This is a genomic window from Gordonia sp. PP30 (genome assembly GCF_023100845.1).
Classification (GTDB): Bacteria; Actinomycetota; Actinomycetes; order Mycobacteriales; family Mycobacteriaceae; genus Gordonia.
The window spans coordinates 3,927,447-3,948,372 of sequence record NZ_CP095864.1; the positions used below are offsets into that span (position 1 = coordinate 3,927,447).

A 20,926-nucleotide genomic window follows, 5' to 3' on the forward strand; every position below is an offset into this window, starting at 1 on the left:
GAGAGCGGGCTGAACGGGCCCGGGATCAGGACCGCGAGCGGCGCGACTTCTTCCGCGGCGGCGGCAGCGCCCCCTCGGCACGCAGCGCGGCGGCGTGCGCGGCGAGCGCGTCGACCAGATCCGGGATCGAGGCGTTCTCCGGGCGCACGTCCACGCGCAGCCCGAACTCGATGGCCGTCTCGGCGGTCTTCGGGCCGATGCAGGCGACGATGGTGCGCGCGTGCGGCTTGCCCGCGATGCCGACCAGGTTCCGGACCGTCGAACTCGAGGTGAAGCAGACCGCGTCGAAACCGCCGGTCTTGATCATCTCGCGGGTCTCGGCGGGCGGCGGGGCCGCCCGCACGGTGCGGTACGCGGTGACGTCGTCGATCTCCCAGCCGCGCTCACGCAGGCCCTCGGACAGCGTCTCGGTGGCGATGTCGGCACGCGGCAGCAGGATTCGGTCGACCGGGTCGAAGATCTCGTCGTAGGGCGGGAAGACCTCCAGCAGGCCGAGCGACGACTGCTCGCCGGTCGGCAGCAGCTCGGGTTCGACGCCGAAGGAGCGGACCTTGGCGGCGGTCGCCTCGCCGACGCAGGCGATCTTGACGCCGGAGAAGGCGCGGGCGTCCAGGCCGAATTCGGCGAACTTCTCCCAGACCGCGCGGACGGCGTTGGTGGAGGTGAAGACGATCCACTGGTAGCGGCCGTCGACCAGGCCCTTGACCGCGCGCTCCATCTGGGCCGGGCTGCGCGGCGGCTCGACGGCGATGGTCGGGACCTCGCGCGGGATGGCGCCGTGCCCGATCAGCCGCTCGCTCATGTCGGCGGCCTGGTCCTTGGTGCGCGGCACCAGCACGGTCCAGCCGTACAGGGCCCGCGACTCCCACCAGGAGAACTTGGCGCGCTGGCCGACGAGCTTGCCGACGGTCAGGATCAGCGAGCCGGCCAGGCCGGCCGCCTGCTCGGTGAGCGCCGCGAGGGTGGTCTCCACGGTGCGCTGCTGGCAGGTGGTGCCGTTGACGGTGACGGCGACCGGCGTCTGCGCGGCGAGGCCGTGCTCGGTCAGCGCGCTCGCGACCTCGCCGAGGTGACCGTCGGTGGCGTGCAGCACCAGGGGGCCCGGCGCGGCGGCCAGCGCCGCCCAGTCGACCTCGCCGCGCACATCGGCGACGGTGTGGCCGGAGCCGAGCGGCAGGCCCGCGAAACCCGGCACGACGGCCGCGTGCGGCAGTCCGGGAAGCACCTCGAAGGCGACGGTGGTGCGGGCCACGGCGGTGATCTCGGCGAGCACCACGTCGGTGGTCATCGGATCACCGGACACCACGCGCACCACGTCGACGCCGGTGCGCGCCGTGGTGACGAGGGTCTTGGCGACCTGCGCCGGGTCGCCCAGTGCCGGTCGCACCACCTGCTCGGCCTCCTCGACCGGGGCCGGCGGCTCGGTGTCGGCGGCGGCCTTGCGGCCGGCGCGTTCGGGGACCTCGGCGGCGACGCTCTGCGCGGAGCCGATCAGGCCCACGATCGAGGCGGGCACGTCGGGATCGACGAAGGCGACCGTCGCGTTGACCAGTACTTCTTTGCCGCGCACAGTCAGCAGATCCGGGTTACCGGGACCCGACCCCACGAACAGAATCCGGCCGGGATTAGCATTCTTGGTACGGCTCATGCGTCAGCACTCTCCTGCCCCGCCCGCGGGGCTGCAGTTCGTTCACGCGGGAGCCGTCAGGCGGGGTCGTAGGTCACGACTCCGGTCCGACGAGTGCGGCGGCACCGAGCTCCAGCAGTTCGGCGGCGAGATCCCTGCCCAGCTCGGCGGCCCGATCGACCGGACCCACCGCCGAAGCGCGGATCACTTCTGATCCGTCCTCGGCCGCCACCACCGCGCGCAGCGACAGTTCGGCGAAGATGCGCCCGGCGTCATCGAGCGATTCGACCACCTCGGCGATGGCGCCGACCGGTGCCGTGCACCCGGCCTCCAGGGCCGCGAGCACCGCGCGTTCGGCGTCGACCGCCGCTCGGGTGGACGGGTCGTCCAACTCAGCGAGGATTCTCACCAGTTCGGCATCGTCGGCGCGGCACTCGACGGCCAGTGCCCCCTGCGCCGGCGCGGGCACCATGACCACGGGGTCCAGTGCCTCGGTGACGACATCGGCGCGGCCGATGCGTACCAGTCCGGCTCGGGCGACGACCACCGCGTCCAGTTCACCGTTCGCGACTTTGCCCAACCGAGAATCAAGGTTGCCTCGAAGGGGGCGAATTTCCAAACCGAGACCCAGTGCTCTAAGCTGCGCGGCCCGACGCGGCGACGACGTCCCGATCACCGAGCCCACCGGCAACTCACCGAGGACCATGCCATCCCGGCTGACCAGCGCATCTCGCGGATCCACCCGCTCGGGAACCGCGGCCATCGCCAGGTCGGATTCCGGCGCGGTGGGCAGGTCCTTGTAGGAGTGGATCGCGACGTCACAGTCGCGTTCGCGCAGCGCGACGCGGATCGCGGTGGTGAAGACGCCGACCCCGATCTGCTCCACCGGTGCGGCCGACAGGTCGCCGGGCGTCTTGATGATCACCAGTTCGGCGGGATGCCCGAGCGCGGCGAGCCGGTCGGCGACGCCCTGCGCCTGGGTGGTGGCCAGCAGCGAGCCGCGGGTACCGATACGGATGGGAGCAGGGTCGGACACGAATCTCCTCGGGGTTCACCCGGCCCTGGGGCCGGTTACGACAGTCCGGAATCCGGGGCCGCCACCTGTTCGGCGGTGCCCGGCTTGAGCTCGAACAGCTCGCGCAGCGCCTCGGCGTAGTGATCACCGTTCCCGGCGGAGGCGAGCTGTTTGACGCGCACGGTCGGCGCGTGCAGCAGTTTGTCGGCGACGCGGCGCACCGTCTTGGCCACCTCGTCGCGCTGGGCGGCGTCCAGGTCGGGCAGGCGGCTCTCCAGGCGCAGGATCTCGGCCTCGACGACGTCCGCGGCCCGCTGGCGCAGTGCGGCGACGGTGGGCGTGACCTGGGCCTGTCGCTGCGCGGCCAGATAGTCGGCCAGTTCGGCGGCGACGATGGTGCGCGCCGCGGCGGCGTCGTCGACGGCCGCCTTGGCCTCGGAGACCCCGCGCAGGCTCTCGATGTCGATCACGTGCACACCGGGCAGCCGGGCCGCGGCGGTGTCGACGTTCCGGGGCAGGCCGAGGTCGCAGATCATCAGGGGCACCATCGACTGGCGCCGGATCAGCGCCTGGTGCACGTCGCCCACCTGGAGCACCGGGGTGACCGAACCGGTCGCGGTCACCACGATGTCGGCGTCGGCCATCGCCGCGGCGACGTCGTCGAAGCCGACGCCGCGGGCGCTGACGCCGTAGCGTTCGGCGACACCGGCCGCGAGTTCGGCGGCCCGGTCGGCGGTGCGGTTCACGACGATCATCTCGGTGACGCCCTCGCGCGCCAGCTGGCTGGTGGCCAGCGAGCCCATCGCGCCGGCGCCGATCACCACGGCGCGGCGCATCGGCGGCCGGCCTTCGCCGCGGACGGCGCGGGCCCGCTGAATCGCCACCGACACCACGGAGGCGCCGGCCCGGTCGATGCCGGTCTCGGTGTGGACGCGCTTGCCGACGCGGAGGGCCTGCTGCGCGAGTTCGTGGAGGGTGCTGCCGGCCGAGCGGCATTCGTCGGCGACGGTGTAGGCGCTGCGGATCTGCCCGAGGATCTGCTGTTCGCCGACCACCATGGAGTCCAGTCCGGCGGCCACCGTGAACAGGTGCTCCACCGCGGCCTCGGAGTAGTGGACGTAGGCGTGATCGGTCATCTCGCCGACCGCCATCCCGGAATGGTCACCGAGCACCTGGCCGACGGCCTCGAGGGCGGGGTGGAAGGCGTCGACCACCGCGTAGACCTCGATGCGGTTGCAGGTGGAGACGAGCATGGCCTCGGACACGGCGCGGCTCTGCATGAGCGATTCGACCACTTTGGGGCGATCGAAGTCGGAGACGGCGAGTCGTTCGAGCACCGGGACGGGTGCACTCCGATGGGAGAACCCGAACAACAAAAGACTCACGCTGTCACCGTTCCTCGTACTTGCGCGGCACCGATTTCACGCCGCGTTCACGTCCCCGAGGCGAGCACATGTACTACACAGATTAGTTCACGCCGCGCGAAAGACACCATGTGCCTGGTGAACCGGCCCGTTCACCCCTCCGCGGCGGCGCCTGGGACCGGTCCGAGACGGGCCTCCAGGTCGGCCCGCAGCCGCGGTTCGTCGACCTCCCAGTAGCCGTGTTCGGCGCCGTCGAGCAGGATCACCGGAACCCGGTCGCCGTACTCGGCGCGCGGCTCGGGGTCGCCGGCGGCGGCCGCCGCATCGACGTCGACGATCTCGGCGGTCAGTCCGTAGCCGGCGAGAATCGCGGACAGCTGGTCGTGCGCGGTGGCGCACGCGTGGCATCCGGCACGGGTCATCAGGGTCACGACCGGGCGATTCTTCGAGGCTTCCACGACCGGCGAGTCTACCCACGCGGCGTGACGTACGACGCGCCCTCGCGCGCGGGCCGCCGTCGGTTCCCCGCGATAGGCTGGGGGCATCCGCTTCACCCGACTGCCCGAGGAGGTGGCTCGTGAGCCGCAACGCGCCCGAACCCGACGACGAGTTCACCCCGTCGCCCGAATCCACCGACCCCGAGCCCGGGGCCAGCGTGGACGACGACGCCGAACTCGCCGCGTCGGTGCGCGAGGCGCAGGAGCTGGCGGTGGAGCAGTTCGGCGAGCATGTGACGGACGCCGAGATCGACGCCGCCGAGGCCGAGCTCGGCGAAGAGCTGAGCGAGGCCGCGGAGGCCGCGCTCCGCGAAGAGGAGGAGAGCCGCCGCGTCGCCGCGTGGCTGTCCGACCGGGCCGGCCGGTTCCGGCAGAGCGCGGCCGAACTGCGGCAGGTGCTCGCCGGTGAAGCATCGGCCACCGCCGCGATCGAATCGCTGCGGGCCCGCATCCCGGACGAGGCGGCCACCGCAGACGGGCAGATCACCGACCTGACCGCGGCCGCGTTCTTCGACGTCGACAACACGCTGGTGCACGGCGCGTCGATCGTGCTGTTCGCCCGCGGCCTGGCCGCGCACAAGTACTTCTCGTACAGCGACATCATGTCGGCGGTCTGGCAGCAGGCGAAGTTCCGGCTGACCGGCCGGGAGAACATGGACGACGTCGCACAGGGCCGCGACAAGGCCCTCAGCTTCATCGCCGGACGCCCCACCGAGGAACTGGTGCAGCTCGGCGAGGAGATCTACGACGACTACATCGCCGACAAGATCTGGCCCGGCACACAGGCCCTCGCCCAGCGCCATCTGGCGGCCGGACAGCAGGTGTGGCTGGTCACCGCGACCCCGGTGGAGCTCGCGCAGGTGATCGCCAAGCGCCTCGGCCTGACCGGCGCCCTCGGCACGGTCGCCGAGAGCGAGGACGGCATCTTCACCGGCCGGCTGGTCGGCGACATCCTGCACGGCCCAGGCAAGGCGCACGCCATCCGCTCGCTCGCCGTCCGGGAGGGCCTGAACCTCAAGCGGTGCACCGCGTATTCGGACTCCTACAACGACGTCCCGATGCTCTCGCTGGTCGGCACCGCGGTCGCGATCAACCCCGACGCCGACCTACGCGACGTCGCGAAGGTCCGCGGCTGGGAGTCGTACGACTTCCGCACGGCACGCAAGGCCGCCAAATACGGCCTGGGCAGCGCGATGGTCCTGGGCGCGGCGACCGGCGGCGCGTTCATCGTCGGGCACCTCCTGCGCGAGCGGCTCGCCCACCGATAGGCCGCGCACGGGGACGTCGTCGACGACGACGCCGGCATGTCTCCCGCACGCCGCCGTTCTTCCACGACGCGGGCGCTACCCGACCCGCCTGATCCGGATTCGCCCGCGGCGCGCGACTACGCCGGTATCGCCACCACCCGCCGGAAATTCGGTTGCCGACGGCGGCCCGCGCGGCGAGGATGAGTCGCCATGGTCACCGAACCGGACATCCTCGGCTCCCTGAAGCGGAAACGCGACCGCCGGGGCGATCGCGAGCTGCTCGACGAGATCCTCGATTCGACGTGGGTCGGCACGCTGTCGACCGTCGTCGACGGCTTCCCCTGGTCGGTCCCGATGATCTTCGCCCGTGTCGGCGACGACGTCCTGGTGCACGGCTCCACCGGCGCGGGCGCGCTGCGCCATGTCGCGGCCGGTGCACCGGTGACACTGACCGTCACCCTGGTCGACGGGCTCGTCGTGGCCGACACGCTGATGGACCACTCGGCGAACTACCGCTCGGCGGTTCTGCGGGGACACCTGACGGCCTGCGACGACCCCGCCGCCGCCCTGATCGCTCTCACCGACGCGATCCTTCCCGGACGGTCCGCCGAGTTGCCGCCACCGACCGCCAAGGACTTGGCCGCCACGGCGATCCTGCGGCTGCCGATCGTCGACGACCACTGGATCGCCAAGGCCCGACGCGGCGGTCCGAGCTCCGACTCCGCCGAGTGGACCGGCGTCGTGGACGTCGTCTCGGGTTTCGGACAGGCTCGCCGGTACACCGGTGGCGAGACCCCCGCCTCGGTGCGTCGTATCGCGTCGGGTCCGGTGGATCCGGACGCGGGGCCGCTGGCGTTCTTCCGTGACGCGGGCGCTACCTAGCTGTACTAGCCCGCGCCGTCCAGATCCGCCAGCAGCGCGGACGACGCCAGCGGCCCGGCGGATCAGCGCCGGCTCCTCACGGATTGACCAGTACCGTGGCGTATCCCACCGTCGGGGTTGACGAAACCCCAGGTCATCACCGAACGCGCCGACCGGGTCGTCCCGGCCCGTCACGCTTGGGTCAAACCGCTCCATGACGGCCGAGGGGCGGGGCGGCTAGGCGGCCGCGGTCATCGATCGCGACCTGCGGGGCGACCGTCGCGATGTACGCGAGCACCCGGGCGGGTTTGGGGCGGACGCCGGGCCTGAAGTCCAGGGTCGGCGCGTACGGATACGACATGTGGAAACTCATCTCCGGGACGTCCCACTGCCGCCGGGCGCCCCGCACCACCAGGCTCACCTGCCTGACCTCGGACCAGCGCAGACTCACGACCTGCGGATCGAGGCCCGAGATGACGATGCCGCCGGGGTCCAGGACCGCGATCTGGCGCCTGAGTAGCCGCAGAATGCCTGTGAATGCGGCGGCGATGACCAGACCGACGACGATCAGAGCCCCACCGGCCCCCGGCGCCGAATCACCGGCGCCGACCAGCGCCTTGACCACATTCTCAGCGCCCGTCCCTAGACAGATGACGACCACGAAAGCGACCACGATCCCGGCCAGGATCTTCGGGACGCTGAGCCAGGCGTGGACGACGAGCCTGCCGTCCGCCGTTCCACTCATCCCGCCGAACCGGTCAGCCGAGATAGACGCTGCCGCGGCGCGAAAGCATCCGGAACAGCGTCTGCTGGATCTCCTCGCGGACGTGGTCGGTGAGGTCGAACACCACCATCGGGTCGTCGGCGGCGCTCACGTCGTACGACGACGTGTCGATCGGCCGGCCGAAGTGGATGTGCCACTTGGACGGCAGCGGAATCAGGCCGAGAGGCCCGAGCAGCGGGAACAGCGGTGTCACCGGGAAGTACGGCAGGCCGAGCGCCTTGGCGAGCGGCTTGAGGTCGGCGACCATCGGGTAGATCTCCTCCGAGCCGACGATCGACATCGGGATGATCGGCGCCCCGGTGCGGATCGCCGTCGTCACGAACCCGCCGCGGCCGAAGCGCTGCAGCTTGTAGCGGTCCTTGTACATCTTGCCGATGCCCTTGAAGCCCTCCGGCCACACCGCGGTCAGTTCGCCCTGACGCAGCAGCGCCTCGGCGTCGTCGGTGCAGGCCAGCGTGGCACCGATGCGGCGCGCGATGTCGCTGATCACCGGGGTGTCGAAGGCCATGTCCGCCGCGAGCGGCCGCAGGTACCGCTGGTTCGGGTGGTTGTCGCGCACGGCGAGCGAGCAGATGATCGCGTCGACCGGGATGGTCCCCGCGTGGTTGGCGACGAGCAGCGCCGCCCCCTCCGCGGGCAGGTTCTCCACGCCGGAGACCTCCACCCGGAACCACTTCTGGTACAGCTGCCGCACGGCCGGGAACCAGACCGTCTCGGTGAAGTGCGGGTCGAAGCCGAAGTCGTCGACGGCGTAGTCACCGGTCATCCGTTCGCGGATGAAGCCGGACGTGGCGATCAGGGTGTCGGCGACCGCGGACCGCAGGCCGCCGAGGCTGAAGAGCGGCGAGTTCCGAACCGGATCGATCGTCTGCGACGGCTCGTCGGGCAGCAGGATCTCGTTACTGATCGGGACGACGTCCGCCGCCGGACGGCCGAAGCCGTCGGTGTTCGGATGCCCCTGCGCCATGCCGGCCGCGCGGGCGCCGGAAGTGTACAGCGAGATCACCTTCGCGGTGCGCGCGTCCGCTGGTTTGTCGATCGAGGCCATTGCGGATGTACCCCCTCTCCCGGTATCGGTGCCGATCTGCGATCCCTCATCGTAGTGCCCTGTTCACAACAGCGCAGTGGCGGCCGACACTGCCCGACGTTCCAGCGAACGCCACGCGGAGGCGCCGATGGCGGGTTCGGTGCGGCCGCGTTCGATGAAGTCGTCGAGCGTCTGCAGCGTCGTGTAGCGCGGCTCGAATCCCAGCTCACCACGCATGCGGGTGGTGTCGAGCACCCGGCCGAAGGCGAGGTAGCTCTCCTGTTCGCCGCGGATCACCGGCACGCGACCGTCCTTGAGGACACCGATCAGCGAGGTCAGCAGCGGCGCGGGCACCGGCAGTTGCAGATGTCCGGCGCGGTGCACCGCCTGCGACAGACTGACGACGCCGTCACCGGCCAGATTGAAGGTGCCCGGGATGCGGCGCAGCGTGGCGTGCTCCAGCGCCGCCAGCGCGTCCTCCTCGTGCAGGAATTGCAGTCGTGCCTGATGCCCGAAGGCCACCGGCACCACCGGCATCGCGAGGTAGGCGCTCATCCGCGTCGCGATCCGCGGACCGAGGATCGCCTGCGGACGCAGGATGGTCACGGCGATGTCCTGGCGGCGCCGGGCCAGACCGCGCGCGTAACCCTCGACGTCGAGCATGTCCCGGCCGTAGCCGCGGCGCGGCTCGCGACGCGCGGGCGTCCCCTCGGCGAAGTACGCCGGGTCACCGGAACTGGCGCCGTAGATCATCGCGGTGGACCGCAGAATCAGCCGTTTGACGCTGGGGGTGCGCTGGCAGGCCGCGCACACCTGCATGGAGCCGACGACGTTCAGCTCCTTGATGGCCGGGGAATGACCGGCCGAATCCATGAGCGACGGCGCCGCATGGACGACGGTGTCGACCTCGTAGCTGGCGAGCGCCTTGGCGATGGCCGGGCGCCGGATGTCCAGGCGCAGGAACTCCGCGCGCCCCATCCGCCGCATCAGCGACTTGGTGGGCACCCGGGAGTCGACGGCCACCACGCGCTCGATGTCCGGGTTCTCGGCCAGCCGCGACACCAGGTAGCCGCCCATGAAACTGGAGGCGCCGGTGACGAGCACCGACCGCGGCGGAGTGATCGGCGCTGCCTCAGACATGACATCAGGTTAACGAACGAAGAGACCCGCCCGGGATCGGGCGGGTCTCTTTCACATGATCGTCACTTGCCGAGCTTGCGACGCTGAACGCGCGTGCGGCGCAGCAGCTTGCGGTGCTTCTTCTTCGACATGCGCTTGCGGCGCTTCTTGATCACTGAACCCATGGGGGTCTCCTCACGATCGGTGCTGATGGTCCGTAGGCCACCACGGCGTCAAGCGACGACGAACGGCGGCGCTCCAGTCCCGCTCAGCAGCGACCGGGACCCGAGTGTTCATTCTAGCGATTACCCGACTTCATGGCGAAATCGGCTGCGCCTTCCATGCCGATCGAGCGGAGTCTAGGCCACACATCTGCCGTGTGGTCTCGACTCCGCTCGACCGTCACGAACTCGGCGAAGGACCCGGTCGACTAGCCGGCGTCGAAGTAGGAGGTCTCCAGGTAGTCGTGCACAGCCTTGGCGTGCACACGGAACGAGCGGCCCACGCGGACGGCGGGCAGCTCACCATTGTGCACCAGGCGGTACACGGTCATCTTGGAGACGCGCATCAGCGCGGCGACCTCGGCGACGGTGAGGAACTGCGACGCCGAACTGGCGCCCGCGGTGCGGGCGTCGGCGAAGTCGTTCCTATCTCCAGGCTTATCTGCAGCAGCCATGAATATATAAACCTCCGGTGCACGCATCGCGGCCACCGGCTTCCCCTCCGGCGGACATAGACACGTACGTGCTGCCAGCAGCTTAACGTGGCGGATGTGAAATATGCGACGTGAGTGGCTAAAACCTGCCGATCGGCGTCGGTTCACACCGGAAAAGCGGAAGAAATCGCAGGTAGCGGCGTCAGTGCTCGTCGGCGCCCAAATCGGCGTTCGACGCACCCGACCCGCGAGAACCCTCAATGTCGACTCGACGTGTCGCCTGACGGCTGACCTCGGCGGCCGCCCGGGCGGCCTCGCTCGCCGCGTGCCGGAGCCCGAATCGCTCGAACTCGCGCAGCGCCGCGGCCGTCGTGCCGCCGGGCGAGGTGACCGCGGCCCGCAGGTCGACCGGCGAGAGTCCCGACTCGCTGAGCAGCAGTCCCGAACCGCGCAGCGTCTGCGCGGCCAGTTCCAGCGCCTGCGGCCGGGCCAGCCCGAGTCCGACGCCCGCGTCGGTGAGCGCCTCGACGAGCAGGAAGAAGTAGGCGGGGCCGGAACCGGAGATCGCGGTCACCGCGTCCATCTGCTTCTCCGGGACCACCATCACCTTGCCGACGGTCTCCATCAGCCGGACCGCGACGGCCACCTGGTCGTCGTTCGCGTACCGCCCGCCGCTGACGGCGCTCATCGCCTCGTTCACGAGCATCGGCGTATTGGGCATCACACGGACCACCGGAGAGCCGGCCGGGAGCGCGGCCTCGTAACGCGCCGTCGGGATCCCGGCGACCAGGGTCACCGTGATGCGCTCGCTCTCCCCGTGATCCTCCGCGCGCGCCAGGTCGCGCAGGACATCGTCGACACCGTCCGGTTTGACGGCCAGGAACACCACCTGCGCGCTCTCAGCGGCGTCGCGGGTGTCCGTGGTGACCCGCACGCCGTACTCGTCCGCCAGCTCCGCCGACCGCGCGGGCAGCTTCTCGACCACCACCAGGTCCCGCACCGGCTTCCCCGCGTTGATCAGCCCGGCCAGCAGGGCCTCGCCGATCTTGCCGCCGCCGATGATCGCAATGCGCTCTGTCATGTCTCCACTCTCGTTCTCGTCACGGAAAATCGCCCTGGACTCCCGGGCCGGTCAGCGCCGCGCCGGAATCAGTGCCAGCTGCCGGGACTGCGCCACCAACGCACCGGCGGCGTCGACGACGACGTGATCCTCGGCGAACATGCCCCGGCCCACCTCGGTGCTGGTCGCCGCGAAGCGCAGCCAGCCCGGTTCCGGAACGCGCCGCAGATAGGTGGTGAGCTGCACGGTCGGCGCCCAGCCGAACAGTCCCAGGTTCATCACCACCGGCGGCGAGATGTCGCAGACCAGCACCGGGAAGTCGAGAGCCATCGTCTCCGGCTGCGCCGCCGCGTCCCGCGGCCGGGTCCACCCGCGGATCGCGGGTTCACCGGTCCCGCCGCGCAGCACCGGGAACCAGTCCGGGTCGAGCGACAGGTCGAGCGCCGGCGCCAGGTGCATCACCTCGCCGAGCGGCGAGTCGCCGATAGCCACGGCTCCGGGCACCGGTTCGGCCGGCAGGTCGTCGACCGGGGTGGCGCCACGATGGTGCGGTTCCCCGGTGTCCAGGCGCCCGAGAGTGACCGTCGACGACACCATGAGCCTGCCGCGCTGGGTCACCTCGACGTGGGCCAGCGACACCGTCCGGCCCCGTTTGACGATCCGTACCGCCAGGTCCACCTCGTCCGGATCGGGTGCGGCCAGGTAGTCGCTGGCCAGCGCGAGCGACGACACCCCGTCGAGCAACGCCGGATCGGCGTCGGGCTCGGCCAGGTCGCTCAGCGCTCGCCGGGCCGCGGCGGCCACCATCATCTGCAGGCTTCCGCCGTGTACCTTCGGCCCGATCGTGAACACCGCGGAGATACTCCCCCGGTACCCGATCGCACTGGAATCCGGCGCCCGGTCGGTCACCGTCAGATCGAGCAGGTCACCAAGTGCGGTCGACATCGGTCTCCTCCGCGGTACTGCGATCGGTATGGCGCCGGGCGAATTCCAGCGAACGCGTCAGCATCGCGGTGCGCTCGGCCTTGCTCTTGGCCGATCCGGTGTGCACCTCCAGCACCACCGACCCGGTGAAATCACCGGCCGCCAGGTGACGGCAGACCTCGACGCAGGGCTGACCGCCGTCGCCGGGGATCAGATGCTCGTCGGTCGCGGCGCCGGTCCCGTCGGTCAGGTGCAGGTGGGCCAGCGCGCCGCCCATCCGCTCCACCATCGCAAGCGCGTCGACGCCGGCCGCGGCCGCATGCGACAGGTCGAGCGTGTAGCTGTCGTATCCGTGATCGGTCGGGTCGATCGACTTCCCGAAGGCCGATGCGGCGAGTCCCGGCCCGCCGCCGCGGTTGGCCATCCGCTGCGCCGATCGGGTGCCGCTGCCGAACAGCCGGTCCGCCCGCATCGGGAACATGTTCTCCACGGCCACCCGGACGTCGGACTCGGCTTCGAGGCGTCGTACCAGCCGGTCGAAGCCACGCACGTACTCGCGCTGCCAGCGGAACGGCGGATGCACCACGACGGTGTCGGCGCCCAGGTCCTCCGCCGCCTGCACCGAACGCACCAGCTTGGCCGACGGATCACGGCCCCACACCCGCTGGCTGATCAGCAGACACGGCGCATGGATCGAGAGCACCGGCACCTGGTACTTCTGCGACAGGTGCGCGACATGCGAGACGTCCTGGCTGACCGGATCGGACCAGACCATCAGTTCGACGCCGTCGTAGCCAATCTCCGCCGCGTAGGCGAACGCCGCCTCGGTGTTCTGCGGATAGACCGAGGCCGTGGACAGGCCGATCGGGATCTCGGGGCGCACGGCCGTTCCCTCGACGCTAGACCAGCAGGACGAGCGGGCCGATCGTCACGATCAGACCCACCGCCAGCGCCAGCAGGGTGGTCGGCAGGTCGCGCTTGCGCAGCACGTACGCGAAGGTCACGATCGCGAAGATCACCAGCACGGCCAGGACCAGGGCGAAGTACACGTACTCCCTCCAGAGCACGGTGAAGCCCCAGAACAGGCCGGCACCGATCGCCAGACCGAGGATCACCTCGCCGATCAGGCCGAGCCAGCCCCAGACCGGCGAGCGCCGGTGTTCGCCGGTGTCGCCCGCGGCCTCCACCGCGTCGTCGTCGGCCCGCTGCGCCGCGGCGAGTTCACTCGGGCTCGCGAGGTGGTCGGCATCCTCGTCGGCGACGATCGTGGCGACCGTCTCGGTGTCGCTCGCCGTCCCGGTCTCATCGTCGTAGGCGAAAGCGGCGGTGGTGGTGACGACGGGCTGTTCACCGGTCGGCAGGTCTTCGCCGAGCAGGTCGTCGCGTTCGACGGCCCGCAGGCTCCCGGTGTCGATCGGCGCGAAGTCGTCCTCGTCGCCGGAGACCACCGGGATGATGCCGGTGACCACGTTCGCCGACTCGCCGCCGACCTGCGTCGACGGCGCGGGCACGTAGGCCGGCATTCCGCTCGCGCCGACCACGCGGGCCGTCGGGGTCTTGGCCGGCGGCGTGTAGCCGGGCATCCCCGAGGCGGTCGGCGCCGCCGCGTCGTCGGCCGGGTGGTCGCGGTGGACCGACGGCGATCCGGCGCGCGGGAAGGCGGCCTCGTCGGAGGTACGGGCGATCAACTCGTCGACCGTGATCGGTCGGGAATCGGGATCCGGCTCCTGCGCCATCAGCGGCCACTCCATCCTGCTCGCGCGGCCCGCGAGTGCTTCCCCCGCGGGTTTCCGACAATCCTAGTGGTCGGTGGTCATCGGTCCCGCAGGCTCACTGTCGAGTCGTCGGAGAATGACGCCCTCGCGCAGCGCCCACGGACATATCTCGAGTCTATCCACACCCAGTGCCCGCATCGTCGCCTCGGCCACCAGTGCGCCGGCCACGATCTGGGGCGCCCGGTCCGCACTGACCCCCTCCAGCTCGGCCCGGTCGGCCGTCGTCATCCGGGAGATGAACGAGATCAGCTGACGGATGCCGTCCTGGGTCACCGAGCGCTGCACGCGCGGGCCGGCGCTCGACGGCGCGGCACCGGTGAGCCGGGCCAGGGAGCGGAAGGTCTTGGACGAGCCGACCGCCAGACTGGGCTTGCCGGGTGCGCGGAGTTCCTTGGCCGGCCCTTTGAGTTCGGCATCGAGCCAGTCGCGCAGCACCGCGATCCGGCGCCTGTCCGGCGGGTCGTCCTGGATCCACTCGCGGGTCACGCGGCCGGCGCCGAGCGGCAGCGAGATCGCGATGTCGGGCTCCTCGTCGACGCCGTTCGACATCTCCAGCGACCCGCCGCCGATGTCGAGGGCCAGGATCCGGCCAGCCTGCCAACCGTACCAGCGGCGCACCGCGAGCGAGGTCAGCCGGGCCTCGTCGACGCCGCTGAGCACCACGACGTCGAGCCCCGAGGTCTTCTTGACGCGGCGCAGCACCTCGTCGGAGTTGGTCGCGTCGCGGGTGGCCGAGGTGGCGAACGCCATGATCTCGCCGCAACCGGACGACTCGGCGATCCGGGTGAAGTCCTCGATCGTGCTGACCAGCGAGTCGGCGCCCGCCTTGGTCATCCGGCCGTCGTCGTCGATCTGCTCCGCCAGACGCAGCACCGCCTTGGTCGAACTCATCGCGGTCGGTGCGCCGCCCGCCTTCGCATCCACGACGAGCATGTGCACCGTATTACTGCCCACATCGAGCACTCCGAGTCTCACCCGCTCAAATTACTGTGTCAGCGGCGCTCGTGTGAACTGCGCGCGACTACCGTGGATCGTTGTGTCCCCCGATCAACCGCGCCGGCCCGCGCCCGAGGTTCCGCTCGACTTCCCGCACGAGTGGTACGACTTCTTCGATCCCGCCGATCCCGAGCACCTGATCAGCGCCGATCTGACCTGGCTGCTGTCGAGGTGGTCGTGCGTGTTCGGCACCCCGGCCTGCCAGGGGATCATCGCCGGACGGCCGGACGACGGCTGCTGCTCGCACGGCGCGTATCTCACCGACGACGAGGACCGCGAACGACTGGCGGCCGGGATGGCGCTGCTGACCGCGGACGACTGGCAGTTCTTCAAGAAGGGCTCCGGGGCCGATCCGCTGGGCGAGCGCGGCTATCTGGAGGAGAGCGATCTGGACGACGAGCCCGCGCTGAAGACCCGCACCGTCAAGGGCGCGTGCATCTTCCTGAACCGTCCCGGCTTCGCCGCCGGACCCGGCTGCGCGCTGCATTCGATGGCCCTGCGCCGCGGCCTGGAGCCGCTGACCGTGAAGCCGGACGTCTGCTGGCAGTTGCCGGTGCGCCGCGAGCAGGAGTGGGTCACCCGGCCCGACGGCACCGAGATCCTGAAGACCACGATCACCGAATACGACCGCCGCGGCTGGGGCGAGGGCGGGCACGACCTGCAGTGGTACTGCTCGGGTTCCCCCGACGCGCACGTCGGCGCGACGCCGGTCTTCGAGTCGTACGCGCCGGAGCTCACCGAACTGCTCGGCGCCCCCGCCTACGAGGTGCTGGCCGCCGCGTGCCGGCAGCGCACCCGCCTGGGCATCGTGGCGGTCCACCCGGCCACCGCCGCCGCCACGACCCGCCTGGATCGCGACCTCAAATACGAGCAGCTGTAGCCACCGTCACGAAGCGACGTTTCGACACCGCCCTCGGCTATCGCCTCGGCCGGGCTCAACGGGCTGAACGGACACCCCGACCCTCCGGCCCCGGACCCAACAGGCTGAACGGACACCCCGACCCTCCGGCCCCGGACGCAGCGAAGCGAGTCCGCGGCCGGACCAGGTGAAGGAATGCGGCAGCACGAGCGCAGCGAGTCCTACCGCATTCCTTCACCTGGGCGAGCGCAGCGAGCAGCCCCGAAAAAGACAGTCTTCAGTCGAAAGACGTCGCGCAGCGACCGTCAGGGCTCGAACTTGTAGCCGAGACCGCGCAGGGTGATGAGGTGACGCGGCTGTGACGGATCGGGCTCGATCTTGGAGCGCAGCCGCTTGACGTGCACGTCGAGGGTCTTGGTGTCGCCGACGTAGTCGGCGCCCCACACCCGATCGATCAGCTGGCTGCGGGTGAGCACCCGGCCGGCGTTGCGGAGCAGATACTCCAGGAGGTCGAACTCCTTGAGCGGGAGGGTCACCTCGTTGCCGGCGGCCGTCACCGTGTGCCGCTGCACGTCCATCCGGACGGGCCCGACCTCGAGGACACCGATCGCCGCATCATCGTCGTCCGCGACCACGCCGCCGCGGCGCAGCACGGCCCGGATGCGGGCGATCAGCTCGCGCGCCGAGTACGGCTTGGTGATGTAGTCGTCGGCGCCGAGTTCCAGGCCGACCACCTTGTCGATCTCGCTGTCCCGGGCGGTCACCATGATGACCGGCACGGAACTCTTGGCGCGGATCACCTTGCAGATCTCGGTGCCCGACATGCCGGGCAGCATGAGGTCGAGCAGGACGATGTCGGGGCTGAGCCGTTCGAAGGCGCCGACGGCCTCGGAGCCGTCGTTGATGATGCTGGCCTCGAAGCCTTCCTTGCGGAGCAGGAAGGCCAGCGGGTCGGCGAGGGCTTCCTCGTCTTCGACGATCAATACGTGCGTCAAGGCGTGGGTTCCTTATGTTTCTGGGGACGGCTGGATGGGGAGATACAGGGTGAAGGTCGATCCGGTGCCGGGCCGGCTCCACAGTCCGATGTGGCCGCCGTGGCTCGCCGCCACGTGTTTGACGATCGCCAGGCCCAGCCCGGTACCGCCGGTGGCGCGCGACCGGGCCTTGTCGACGCGGAAGAAGCGCTCGAACACGCGCTGCTGATCGACCGGCGCGATGCCGATGCCGCGGTCGGTGATCGCGATCGACGCCATCGTCTGACCGTCGACCTCGACCAGCTTCCGGCTGATCGAGACGACGTCGCCGGGCTGCGAGTGGTTGATGGCGTTGACCAGCAGATTGTTGAGCGCGGTGAGCAGCAGGGTGCGGTCGCCGGGTACCACGTAACCGGCCCGCCGGTCACTGACCAGCTCGATCTGCCCCACCTCGGCGCTCACCGCCGCGGACGAGAGCGCGTCGTCGATGAGGGCGTCGACGTCGACCTCGGTGAACTCCTCGATCCGGCCCTCCTGCAGACGGGACAGACCGATCAGCTCGTTGATCAGCGTGCTCATCCGGGTGGCCTCGTGCAGCACGCGGTGCCCGAAGTGCTCGACGGCGGCCGGGTCGTCGCGCGACTCGAGCATCGCCTCGGCCATCAGGCTGATCGCCCCGAGCGGGGTCTTCAGCTCGTGCGAGACGTTCGCGGCGAAGTCGCGGCGGGTGGCCTCGACACGGAGGTTGGTGGAGTCGTCGTCGCCGTAGACGAGCGCGTACCGGGACGTCCCGTGCTCGGCGAGGCGCACCACGCAGCGCACGTTCTCGATGGTCCGCGGCATGGTGCGCCCGGTGGAGACGAAGCCCATGGTGGACACCGGCGGCACGAACTCGAAGTGCCGGTCGACACCGGTCGCGAAGACCTCGGTGACCACTTCGGCGACCGGATCGGCGAGCACGTCGCGCAGCAACCCGAGTTCGACGGCCCGCTGGTTGAACAGCACGATGTTGTGGTCCACATCGACCACGGCCAGTCCCGACTCCGAGTGGGTGACCAGCAGATTCAGCAGGCCACCGCGGCTCACCGAGCCGTCGGAGTTGTAGGTGACGGCACCCTCGTCGACGAAGGCCGGACCCGACAGCCCGGCCGCATGATCGGGCACGCGCGGGCTAGCGGTGGACTCGGACACAACCGGCAGTCTACGACCAGTCAACCCGCAGGGGCGACCTGAGACGAGCCGGTTAGCGCGCTGTTCACGGAAGATTCGCGCGAGTGTCCACGAGGTGAACCGCGCTCAGGAGCTGGAGCTGACGACGAGGTCGTCGTACTCGGGGTGCTGGCCGAGGTACTTGATGACGTAGGAGCAGACCGGGATCACCTTGTTGCCGTCGGCGCGGATCTGGTCGAAGACCTGCTGGACGAGCTGGCCGGCGTAACCGCGCCCGCCGTACTGCGCGAAGACGACGGTGTGGGTGAGCGCCAGATGGTCTCCGTCGGAGTGTCCGCTGTCGCGCGTGTAGTCGAGGTAGCCGACCTCGGTCGGCACACCGTCCTCGTCGAGAATCTCCGCGCGGAACCGCTCGCGCTCGTCCAGATGCGTCACCGTGATTGCCCCGTCACTCATGCCCTCCAATGTAGCCGAGCCCACCCGGTCGCGCAGTGGCGTGCGACGGGTGGGCTCGGCGATACGGGCCGGGCACGGCGGGCCGTGTTCGAACTACTTGCTGCCCTGTGCGGCGACCGCGGCGGCACCGGCGGCGGCCGCCTCCGGGTCCAGGTAGGTGCCGCCCGGGTTGATCGGACGGAGGTTCGCATCGAGCTCGTAGACCAGCGGATTGCCGGTCGGGATGTTCAGGCCCGCGATGTCGGTGTCCGAGATGTTGTCCAGGGTCTTGACCAGGGCGCGCAGCGAGTTTCCGTGCGCCGCGATCAGAACGGTCTTGCCTTCCCGCAGGTCGGCCGCGATGGTGTCGATGAAGTACGGGATCAGCCGCTTCACCACGTCGAGCAGGCACTCGGTCAGCGGCACCTCGATTCCGGCGTAGCGGGGGTCGCCGACCTGGCTGTACTCGGTGTCCGGGTCGATCGCCGGCGGCGGCGTGTCGTAGCTGCGGCGCCACAGCATGAACTGGTCGTCGCCGTACTTCTCCTTGGTCTCCGCCTTGTTCAGCCCCTGCAGCGCACCGTAGTGGCGCTCGTTGAGCCGCCAGTCGCGGTGCACCGGAATCCAGTGACGGTCGGCCTTGTCCAGCGCGATGTTCGCGGTGGTGATCGCGCGGCGCAGCAGTGAGGTGTACAGGACGTCGGGCAGCAGGCCGTTCTCGGCGAGCAACTCGCCGGCGCGCACCGCCTCGGAGCGTCCCTTCTCGGTGAGGTCGACGTCGACCCACCCGGTGAACTGGTTGGAGGCGTTCCACTCGGACTCGCCGTGCCGCATAAGAATCAGCTTGCCGTTGCTCATGGTCACAGTTTCGCACATCGTCGGCGAGCCGCAGGCCGAGCCGCCAGACCGCGCCGGACCGCATCGCCGGACGACGCGGGCCGGCGCCCTGCGGGAGTCGCAGGGGCACCGGCCCGGGGGTCGTCGTCCGTACGACTACTTGCGCAGATCCTTGCGCAGTATGGCCGCATGAACGCTGTGCGGACGAGGCAATAGCCCAGTAGACAGACTAGCGCTGTCCGCGAAATATCCTTGCCTGGCGATTCGGTGTCACAACTGAGACGGCCCCGACAGGTGTTCACGCACCGGCCAGGGCCTCGGACACACCGGAGGACATTCCGATGCACCGTCATCACATCCTATCCGCGGCCCTGATCGGGGTCGGCACGCTCGCCGTCTATGGCGCGTTCCTGCTGCTCGCTCACCTGGTGTTCGCACTCGGCTGGTACGCCGGAGCACCGTCATGAGCGCCCCGACCACAACGCTGACGGTCGAGCAGGCCGCCGAAGCGCAGACGATCCGCGAGTTGCATGACGCCACGCGGGCGCGGCTCAACGCGGCCCGCGAGCGTGGGCTGACCGCCGACGACCTGGCGGCCTATGACGACGCGTGCCGGGAGATCCGGTGCCGGGAGCAGGCGATGCGGGCGCGGTGGTGGCCGACGTCGGTGACGATCTCGGTCGCGCAGTTATCCGACGAGGTGCAGGTGATTGTGTGGCCGACGACCGATCCGGCAGACGGGTACATGCTCGACGCGGCCGTGATCGGCGGTGCAGCATGAGCAGCGGCGAGGCGTTCGACCGGCACGGGCATTGCAGCAGCTTCTGTCAGGGTGCGATCAACGGCGACCATCCCCGATCCGGCACGACCAACGAGGACCACGGGGCGTTCTGCCTCGGCGTGTCCCTCGGCGGCCTCGGCTGCGGGCCGCGCGGGGAACGCACCCGGCTCTGGCTCAACCCGGTCAGGCCGTACTTCCACGGCGCCCAGACACGCGAGCAGTGGCGCGCGTTCGACGAACTCGAACGACACTCCGGCATCGGATTGTTCATCGAGACCGGGCCCGAATGCAGTCTGATCCCTGACGTTCTGCTCTCACCGGCCGAGGCGCGGCAACTCGCCGCCGAACTCACCTGGCTCGCCGACGTCGCCTCCGGTATCGACGGCCCGCACCCGCGGATCGGCAACGCTTAACCGATCGGCCCTGACGGTCCGCTCGAAGTCGGTGACACCTTGTCCCTGACTTCGAGTGCGCGGGTTCGATTCCCGCGCAGGGCACGCACGCAACCGTTCCGACCGCGTTGCCGTCGCTATCCGCAGGGTCCGACGTAAACCGACCAGCAGCACGTAGCCCAGTCCCATGCCGTGCTCATGGGCCACCGTAGACACGCCTGATCAACGCGCTATCGGTGCCATTACCCAGACACGTCCCAACGGGCCGGGTCCATTCGGTGATGGCCTGACGCGATAGGTAGGCAAGGCTCGTGGGTCGAACGGCGATGGGGCAACGACACCGGCACCCTTGGGTTCGACTGGCTTGGAAGTGAACGTAGACCGGGCGTGTCGCACCGATCAGTCCAGCTCGGGAAGTGTCCGGCCCGCGCGCATGGGAGGAGAACTTGGGGAGTTCTTCTTAACCTGGTCAACAGGAAGTCCGGCCCGTGCGCAGCGGAGAGCACCGGGATGGTCTCCTTCAGAAG

At 70.0% G+C, this 20,926-nt stretch carries 24 protein-coding genes; 6 read left to right on the forward strand and 18 right to left on the reverse strand.

Going from position 1 to position 20,926, the window contains the following annotated elements:
- Positions 1 to 25: 25 nt before the first annotated feature.
- From MYK68_RS18115 to MYK68_RS18130, 4 genes are all read right to left on the reverse strand, one after another.
- Positions 26 to 1,648: a bifunctional uroporphyrinogen-III C-methyltransferase/uroporphyrinogen-III synthase gene (locus MYK68_RS18115; protein ID WP_247865133.1), complete on the reverse strand. Its 1,623-nt coding sequence runs from the start codon at positions 1,646 to 1,648 to the stop codon at positions 26 to 28.
- 73 nt (positions 1,649 to 1,721) lie between these two features.
- Positions 1,722 to 2,663: a hydroxymethylbilane synthase gene (gene hemC, locus MYK68_RS18120; protein ID WP_247865134.1), complete on the reverse strand. Its 942-nt coding sequence runs from the start codon at positions 2,661 to 2,663 to the stop codon at positions 1,722 to 1,724.
- A gap of 35 nt (positions 2,664 to 2,698) precedes the next feature.
- Positions 2,699 to 4,027 (reverse strand): glutamyl-tRNA reductase, encoded by a 1,329-nt coding sequence (locus MYK68_RS18125; protein WP_247865135.1) that lies wholly within the window; start codon positions 4,025 to 4,027, stop codon positions 2,699 to 2,701.
- Positions 4,028 to 4,158: 131 nt separating this feature from the next.
- Complete coding sequence (locus tag MYK68_RS18130) at positions 4,159 to 4,428, reverse strand: glutaredoxin family protein (RefSeq protein WP_247868099.1); 270 nt, start codon at positions 4,426 to 4,428, stop codon at positions 4,159 to 4,161.
- A gap of 155 nt (positions 4,429 to 4,583) precedes the next feature.
- Between MYK68_RS18130 and MYK68_RS18135 the strand changes: the two genes are divergently transcribed.
- On the forward strand, positions 4,584 to 5,771 hold the full coding sequence (locus MYK68_RS18135) for an HAD family hydrolase (protein WP_247865136.1): 1,188 nt from the start codon (positions 4,584 to 4,586) through the stop codon (positions 5,769 to 5,771).
- Between the two features lie 189 nt (positions 5,772 to 5,960).
- Positions 5,961 to 6,632: a pyridoxamine 5'-phosphate oxidase family protein gene (locus tag MYK68_RS18140; RefSeq protein WP_247865137.1), complete on the forward strand. Its 672-nt coding sequence runs from the start codon at positions 5,961 to 5,963 to the stop codon at positions 6,630 to 6,632.
- 181 nt (positions 6,633 to 6,813) lie between these two features.
- On the opposite strand, the gene MYK68_RS18145 is transcribed toward MYK68_RS18140, so the two are convergent.
- The 10 genes from MYK68_RS18145 to MYK68_RS18190 all read right to left on the reverse strand — a co-directional run bounded on the left by MYK68_RS18145 (position 6,814) and on the right by MYK68_RS18190 (position 14,930).
- Positions 6,814 to 7,356 (reverse strand): hypothetical protein, encoded by a 543-nt coding sequence (locus tag MYK68_RS18145; RefSeq protein WP_247865138.1) that lies wholly within the window; start codon positions 7,354 to 7,356, stop codon positions 6,814 to 6,816.
- 13 nt (positions 7,357 to 7,369) lie between these two features.
- Entirely contained in the window at positions 7,370 to 8,443 is a 1,074-nt protein-coding gene (locus tag MYK68_RS18150; RefSeq protein WP_247865139.1) for a lysophospholipid acyltransferase family protein, read from the reverse strand.
- Positions 8,444 to 8,506: 63 nt separating this feature from the next.
- The gene (locus MYK68_RS18155; RefSeq protein WP_247865140.1) at positions 8,507 to 9,562 is read right to left on the reverse strand and encodes an NAD-dependent epimerase/dehydratase family protein; all 1,056 of its coding nucleotides are present in this window, start codon (positions 9,560 to 9,562) and stop codon (positions 8,507 to 8,509) included.
- Between the two features lie 62 nt (positions 9,563 to 9,624).
- Positions 9,625 to 9,726 carry a 30S ribosomal protein bS22 gene (locus tag MYK68_RS18160; RefSeq protein ID WP_003402602.1) on the reverse strand — a complete coding sequence of 34 codons (102 nt, stop codon included), beginning with the start codon at positions 9,724 to 9,726 and terminating at the stop codon, positions 9,625 to 9,627.
- A 245-nt stretch (positions 9,727 to 9,971) separates the two neighbouring features.
- Positions 9,972 to 10,217 carry a helix-turn-helix domain-containing protein gene (locus tag MYK68_RS18165; protein WP_247865141.1) on the reverse strand — a complete coding sequence of 82 codons (246 nt, stop codon included), beginning with the start codon at positions 10,215 to 10,217 and terminating at the stop codon, positions 9,972 to 9,974.
- Positions 10,218 to 10,398: 181 nt separating this feature from the next.
- Complete coding sequence (gene proC / locus MYK68_RS18170) at positions 10,399 to 11,277, reverse strand: pyrroline-5-carboxylate reductase (RefSeq protein ID WP_247865142.1); 879 nt, start codon at positions 11,275 to 11,277, stop codon at positions 10,399 to 10,401.
- 51 nt (positions 11,278 to 11,328) lie between these two features.
- Positions 11,329 to 12,201, reverse strand: coding sequence for a thioesterase family protein (locus MYK68_RS18175; RefSeq protein WP_247865143.1), 873 nt, complete (start codon positions 12,199 to 12,201; stop codon positions 11,329 to 11,331).
- On the reverse strand, positions 12,182 to 13,063 hold the full coding sequence (locus MYK68_RS18180; protein WP_247865144.1) for a sugar phosphate isomerase/epimerase family protein: 882 nt from the start codon (positions 13,061 to 13,063) through the stop codon (positions 12,182 to 12,184). Before MYK68_RS18180 ends, MYK68_RS18175 begins: the two co-directional genes overlap by 20 nt.
- A gap of 16 nt (positions 13,064 to 13,079) precedes the next feature.
- Entirely contained in the window at positions 13,080 to 13,916 is an 837-nt protein-coding gene (locus tag MYK68_RS18185; RefSeq protein ID WP_247865145.1) for an Rv0497 family membrane protein, read from the reverse strand.
- Positions 13,917 to 13,979: 63 nt separating this feature from the next.
- Positions 13,980 to 14,930, reverse strand: coding sequence for a Ppx/GppA family phosphatase (locus MYK68_RS18190; RefSeq protein WP_247865146.1), 951 nt, complete (start codon positions 14,928 to 14,930; stop codon positions 13,980 to 13,982).
- Positions 14,931 to 14,991: 61 nt separating this feature from the next.
- Between MYK68_RS18190 and MYK68_RS18195 the strand changes: the two genes are divergently transcribed.
- Complete coding sequence (locus tag MYK68_RS18195) at positions 14,992 to 15,831, forward strand: DUF3109 family protein (RefSeq protein WP_247865147.1); 840 nt, start codon at positions 14,992 to 14,994, stop codon at positions 15,829 to 15,831.
- A 284-nt stretch (positions 15,832 to 16,115) separates the two neighbouring features.
- On the opposite strand, the gene MYK68_RS18200 is transcribed toward MYK68_RS18195, so the two are convergent.
- From MYK68_RS18200 to MYK68_RS18215, 4 genes are all read right to left on the reverse strand, one after another.
- Positions 16,116 to 16,805 carry a winged helix-turn-helix domain-containing protein gene (locus MYK68_RS18200; protein ID WP_247865148.1) on the reverse strand — a complete coding sequence of 230 codons (690 nt, stop codon included), beginning with the start codon at positions 16,803 to 16,805 and terminating at the stop codon, positions 16,116 to 16,118.
- A 12-nt stretch (positions 16,806 to 16,817) separates the two neighbouring features.
- Entirely contained in the window at positions 16,818 to 17,975 is a 1,158-nt protein-coding gene (locus tag MYK68_RS18205) for a sensor histidine kinase (RefSeq protein WP_371307194.1), read from the reverse strand.
- A 105-nt stretch (positions 17,976 to 18,080) separates the two neighbouring features.
- Entirely contained in the window at positions 18,081 to 18,410 is a 330-nt protein-coding gene (locus MYK68_RS18210; protein ID WP_247865149.1) for a GNAT family N-acetyltransferase, read from the reverse strand.
- Positions 18,411 to 18,503: 93 nt separating this feature from the next.
- On the reverse strand, positions 18,504 to 19,247 hold the full coding sequence (locus MYK68_RS18215) for a phosphoglyceromutase (protein ID WP_247865150.1): 744 nt from the start codon (positions 19,245 to 19,247) through the stop codon (positions 18,504 to 18,506).
- Positions 19,248 to 19,567: 320 nt separating this feature from the next.
- On the opposite strand from MYK68_RS18215, the gene MYK68_RS20820 reads away from it, so the two are divergent.
- The 3 genes from MYK68_RS20820 to MYK68_RS18225 are packed head-to-tail and all read left to right on the forward strand — an operon-like array spanning position 19,568 to position 20,420.
- A complete protein-coding gene (locus tag MYK68_RS20820) occupies positions 19,568 to 19,693 on the forward strand; it encodes a hypothetical protein (RefSeq protein WP_283255247.1) in 126 nt (41 codons plus the stop codon).
- On the forward strand, positions 19,690 to 20,007 hold the full coding sequence (locus MYK68_RS18220) for a hypothetical protein (RefSeq protein ID WP_247865151.1): 318 nt from the start codon (positions 19,690 to 19,692) through the stop codon (positions 20,005 to 20,007). The genes MYK68_RS20820 and MYK68_RS18220 overlap by 4 nt, the downstream gene beginning before the upstream one ends.
- On the forward strand, positions 20,004 to 20,420 hold the full coding sequence (locus MYK68_RS18225; RefSeq protein WP_247865152.1) for a hypothetical protein: 417 nt from the start codon (positions 20,004 to 20,006) through the stop codon (positions 20,418 to 20,420). The genes MYK68_RS18220 and MYK68_RS18225 overlap by 4 nt, the downstream gene beginning before the upstream one ends.
- Positions 20,421 to 20,926 lie beyond the last annotated feature (506 nt).

Coding starts and splice junctions, on each gene's coding strand:
- MYK68_RS18115 (WP_247865133.1), bottom strand. CDS start 1,648: ATGAGCCGTACCAAGAATGCTAATCCCGGCCGGATTCTGTTCGTGGGG.
- MYK68_RS18130 (WP_247868099.1), bottom strand. CDS start 4,428: ATGACCCGTGCCGGATGCCACGCGTGCGCCACCGCGCACGACCAGCTG.
- MYK68_RS18140 (WP_247865137.1), top strand. CDS start 5,961: ATGGTCACCGAACCGGACATCCTCGGCTCCCTGAAGCGGAAACGCGAC.
- MYK68_RS18145 (WP_247865138.1), bottom strand. CDS start 7,356: ATGAGTGGAACGGCGGACGGCAGGCTCGTCGTCCACGCCTGGCTCAGC.
- MYK68_RS18150 (WP_247865139.1), bottom strand. CDS start 8,443: ATGGCCTCGATCGACAAACCAGCGGACGCGCGCACCGCGAAGGTGATC.
- MYK68_RS18155 (WP_247865140.1), bottom strand. CDS start 9,562: ATGTCTGAGGCAGCGCCGATCACTCCGCCGCGGTCGGTGCTCGTCACC.
- MYK68_RS18160 (WP_003402602.1), bottom strand. CDS start 9,726: ATGGGTTCAGTGATCAAGAAGCGCCGCAAGCGCATGTCGAAGAAGAAG.
- MYK68_RS18165 (WP_247865141.1), bottom strand. CDS start 10,217: ATGGCTGCTGCAGATAAGCCTGGAGATAGGAACGACTTCGCCGACGCC.
- proC (WP_247865142.1), bottom strand. CDS start 11,277: ATGACAGAGCGCATTGCGATCATCGGCGGCGGCAAGATCGGCGAGGCC.
- MYK68_RS18175 (WP_247865143.1), bottom strand. CDS start 12,201: ATGTCGACCGCACTTGGTGACCTGCTCGATCTGACGGTGACCGACCGG.
- MYK68_RS18185 (WP_247865145.1), bottom strand. CDS start 13,916: ATGGCGCAGGAGCCGGATCCCGATTCCCGACCGATCACGGTCGACGAG.
- MYK68_RS18210 (WP_247865149.1), bottom strand. CDS start 18,410: ATGAGTGACGGGGCAATCACGGTGACGCATCTGGACGAGCGCGAGCGG.
- MYK68_RS18215 (WP_247865150.1), bottom strand. CDS start 19,247: ATGAGCAACGGCAAGCTGATTCTTATGCGGCACGGCGAGTCCGAGTGG.
- MYK68_RS20820 (WP_283255247.1), top strand. CDS start 19,568: ATGCACCGTCATCACATCCTATCCGCGGCCCTGATCGGGGTCGGCACG.
- MYK68_RS18220 (WP_247865151.1), top strand. CDS start 19,690: ATGAGCGCCCCGACCACAACGCTGACGGTCGAGCAGGCCGCCGAAGCG.
- MYK68_RS18225 (WP_247865152.1), top strand. CDS start 20,004: ATGAGCAGCGGCGAGGCGTTCGACCGGCACGGGCATTGCAGCAGCTTC.